Genomic DNA, 3,467 nt, shown 5'->3' with positions numbered 1-3,467 from the left:
CGCAGCATCGCCCGTTGTTGATTGTTGCTGGCGCGGGGACCGGAAAGACCCGCGTGTTATCAGCTCGTACAGGTCGTTTAATCGCTTGCGGGGCCAAACCAGGGCGAATGTTTGTCGCAACATTCACTCGGAAGGCGTCCCATGAATTGGTCGAGCGCGTCCAGTCTGTCATCAAGGCCGAATCTGGTGGAGCATCGATTAGCCTGCCTTATACGGGCACGTTTCATTCCATAGCTAACAAATTGCTTAGGGAATTCGCCGCCCAGATCGGCCTAACGAAGAAATTCACAATCCTGGATCGAGACGACGAAAAACACTTGATGGATATCGCTCTAACAGGATCCGGAAAAGCTGGTAGCAAAAAGGCGTTCCTCTCCGCGGACGAATGCTGTGACGTGCTCTCGTACAGCAGGAACGCCAATCTGTCGCTCCAGTCGACGTTGAAGAGGCGGTTTTCGGGATCGATGCGGCATCGACGATCCTTGCCGATCATATTTAAGAGGTACGCAAAGGCCAAGCTTTCGCGAAATTGTGTAGACTATGACGACCTACTTGTTCACCTCAGAACTTTGCTGCGTCGGCCCGAAATCGGCGATGAGCTTCGAAGGCGCTTCGAGTATGTCCTGATCGACGAATTTCAGGACACCAACAGACTGCAGTTCGAGATCATAAAGCTGCTAAAGCCAGACGGGCGCGGTGTGACGGTTGTCGGCGACGATGCGCAAGCCATTTATTCCTTCCGGGCGGCGACTGTCGAAAACATTCGCGGCTTCCCGACGAGCTTTGCATCGGTCGCAAAAGTCATTGCTCTTGAGAGGAACTATCGCTCAACATCCGGCCTACTAAAAGCATCCAACGCCGTCATCTCGCGGGCTGACGGGGCCTTCGAAAAGAACCTATGGTCAAAACGGAAGTCAGACCAACTGCCTCTTTTGACGACAGTCCGAGACGAGCGAGGGCAGGCCAAGCACGTCGTGGAGGGAATTCTGTCCTTGAAAGAGCAGGGTATGCGGCTCAGCCACAGGCCGTCCTCACAAGGACATCGCGGGAGGCTGCTTTTCTTGAAGCTGAGCTTCAGAAAGCAGGAGTGCCGTTCAAAAAATGGGGCGGCCTCAGGTTTTTGGAAGCCGCTCACATCAAGGATGTTGTGTCCATACTTCGATGGCACGAAAATCCGAGTGACCAGATCGCTGGATTTCGAGCTCTCTTACTTTTAGAAGGGGTCGGCAAAGTCACCGCGCATCGAATTTTGAACGACTTCGATGGGATGCCGCCGCACAGGTTATTGGAGCGGGCAGGTGTGCCTGAAGCGGCGCAAAAGCAAGTGGAGAAATTCAGACGGCTTTCGGCAAAGCTAACAGCGTCTAAGTGGCCCGCGTCTTTGGATAGCACGCTGAAATGGTACGGGCGCAGGCTTAAGCAGAACTGTGAGGACAAACTAGAGAGCTGGCTTGCGGACCTTGAACAACTCGGCGGTTCTTGGACGAGACTTCGAATCTGGCCGGGAATTCTTGACCGAGCTTGCCTTGGAATTCCCTGCTGTTGCTGAGCGGCAATATTCGGAAGGAGGCCCCGACGATGTTTTGACTCTCTCGACAATCCACAGCGCAAAAGGATTGGAATGGAGGTCCGTCACAATTCTCAACGTGATGGAAGGCTGTATTCCGTCTGCCCGGGCGAAAAGTAGCGCGGCCCTGGAGGAAGAGCGTCGTCTTTTGTATGTTGCCATGACTCGGGCCCGAGATAGGCTCGAACTGGTCGACCCAAGACGAAACTGTCAACCTGGTCCTCGAAACATACCCGCTGCTACAGTGCTTTTTCGCCCGTCGCAGTTCTTGCCGAGCTCTATTTTGTCGTCTTTCGAGCTAGCAGAGGCGTAGTATTGTCAGACGGGGCTTTACGAAGTAGAGCGGCCGGCGCCGACTCGATTTGCTCTGGGTTTTGCTTGCCAGGTCGGCGCAACCCGCGATGCCGTTGTTGGCTCTCAAGAAACGAAGCAGATCGTTCGCGGCAACATTTCGCGTCAGCGCATATTCCAGTGCGCGCGTCCAACGGCTTCTCATCCGTAGATCGTCGTCGTCGCAGGAGGCGTCAATTATCGTACGGACAGCGTGCTGGCCTGAGCGCACAGAGGCCATCAAAACGCAAGGGGCGATTTCAGCAAGGTTGTCTACCAGGTCGTTCTGGTCGAAATATTCGTACGCACGCAGTACTGACCGAAGGTACCTGTAATCCGAGGTTTTGCTTCTGTCCTTTCGTGCTTTTTCGTAGGACGCTCGAACCAGGGCGATTCGTGCGACGATCCTCTCCTCATTTGTCCGCTTGGTTTTGGCCATAACTAGTTCTCCTCGCGTTGCTTACTCTCAAATTAGCGTCACAACGGGCGAGCAGGTTAGATTAAGAGCGAGCCGCGATCTGGTAGGAGACGATCGCTTGTTCAGGTGCAACACTTCCCGCCTGCAAGCGGCAGCGGTGATGCGTGATCGAAAGCTTGATGCGATTTTGCTCACGTCGAAGGATCCTGGCATTGACAGAAACGCGCAATCTTGCGGGGCTTCTCCATCGGCCTATGCCCTTCAGCTTGCCGCGTCGTTTTAGGCGAAAACCGCAATTCAGAAACGCCCATAATCGTCAGCGTGAGTGCCGGATTGCGCTCACGCGAAGTTGCGGACATCCTCGATGATCTCGCCAAGTACATTCGCGGGAGCCAAAAGACTGCCAAAACGCTACGGGGAAGGAAGGCTCGTCCAGAGAAGATTTACGCGGATCTGTCCTGATACACTTGTCGCCAAATCCGTGCAGGGCCCCATGAAGAACGACCTGCGGAACATCTATCTGGCCCCACACCGGGCCGAAGCTGAAACCGCGATCGATGTCTTCGTCGAGAAATACCACGTCAAATACGAACGTGCGGTGGAGTGCCTGATCAAGGATCGCCACGCGCTGCTCGCCTTCTTCGACTTCCCTGCTGAGCACTGGATCCACCTACGCAGCTCCAAGCCGATCGAGAGCGTCTTCGCCACGGTGCGCCACCGAACGGTGCGGACCAAGGGATCGCTGTCGCAACAAACCGCGAAGCTGATGGTGTTCAAGCTCATCGACGCCGCGTCGAAGACCTGGCGGCGATTGAAGAGCACGAACCAGTTGCCGAAAGTGATCGACGGTGTAAAGTTCATCGACGGAATCCGAGTCATTCCGAACACTGAAAGCCACGCCGCCTGATCAGGCCGCGTCACCCAAAATCAGCCATAGCTCGCAAATCAGAGCAAAAAACGGATATAGACATGGCGATCAACCAAGCAGGCGACAAAGAACGTTACTATGTAACTTGTTGGCACCATTCCAACGGCTACCCAGCCAGCGACGAAATCGCGGCAGTTGAACAAGGCGTTGTCGAGTACGTTGCTCACTTTATGGCACCAGCATCGTTGGTGCCGCGTGCCGGGAAAGGCCTCATCCAGTGCCTT

4 protein-coding genes and 2 pseudogenes are annotated in these 3,467 nt (G+C 54.8%); 5 read left to right on the top strand and 1 reads right to left on the bottom strand.

Translation table 11 applies throughout. From position 1 onward, the window contains the following. Positions 1-53: 53 nt before the first annotated feature. From ACM43_RS09845 to ACM43_RS38760, 3 genes and pseudogenes are all read left to right on the top strand, one after another. Positions 54-947 (top strand): annotated as a pseudogene (locus ACM43_RS09845) (ATP-dependent helicase); the annotation flags it as partial. Further along, positions 899-1,549, top strand: a complete 651-nt coding sequence (locus ACM43_RS38765; RefSeq protein WP_081493136.1) for a 3'-5' exonuclease — start codon at positions 899-901, stop codon at positions 1,547-1,549. The pseudogene ACM43_RS09845 and the gene ACM43_RS38765, both read left to right, overlap by 49 nt. Continuing rightward, positions 1,452-1,880: a 3'-5' exonuclease gene (locus ACM43_RS38760; RefSeq protein ID WP_442869284.1), complete on the top strand. Its 429-nt coding sequence runs from the start codon at positions 1,452-1,454 to the stop codon at positions 1,878-1,880. Before ACM43_RS38765 ends, ACM43_RS38760 begins: the two co-directional genes overlap by 98 nt. On the opposite strand, the gene ACM43_RS09840 is transcribed toward ACM43_RS38760, so the two are convergent. Further along, positions 1,866-2,336: a hypothetical protein gene (locus ACM43_RS09840; protein WP_036032405.1), complete on the bottom strand. Its 471-nt coding sequence runs from the start codon at positions 2,334-2,336 to the stop codon at positions 1,866-1,868. The two genes, ACM43_RS38760 and ACM43_RS09840, sit on opposite strands and share 15 nt — an antisense overlap. Before the next feature lie 448 nt (positions 2,337-2,784). Here ACM43_RS09840 and ACM43_RS09835 point away from each other — a divergent pair. Beyond that, positions 2,785-3,222, top strand: a pseudogene (locus tag ACM43_RS09835) (transposase); the annotation flags it as partial. Positions 3,223-3,284: 62 nt separating this feature from the next. Next, positions 3,285-3,467, top strand: a 183-nt coding sequence (locus tag ACM43_RS09830; protein ID WP_271539877.1) for a hypothetical protein, incomplete at its 3' end; no start/stop codon positions are given.

The organism is Bradyrhizobium sp. CCBAU 45321, from assembly GCF_028128975.1.
GTDB classification, from domain to species: Bacteria; Pseudomonadota; Alphaproteobacteria; order Rhizobiales; family Xanthobacteraceae; genus Bradyrhizobium; species Bradyrhizobium yuanmingense.
The sequence above is the reverse complement of the archived record's forward strand: the minus strand, read 5'-3'. Positions and strand labels throughout refer to the sequence as shown.

Bases quoted from the DNA above. Each gene is read 5' to 3' on its own strand.
- ACM43_RS38765 (WP_081493136.1), top strand. From the start codon at position 899: ATGGTCAAAACGGAAGTCAGACCAACTGCCTCTTTTGACGACAGTCCG.
- ACM43_RS09840 (WP_036032405.1), bottom strand. From the start codon at position 2,336: ATGGCCAAAACCAAGCGGACAAATGAGGAGAGGATCGTCGCACGAATC.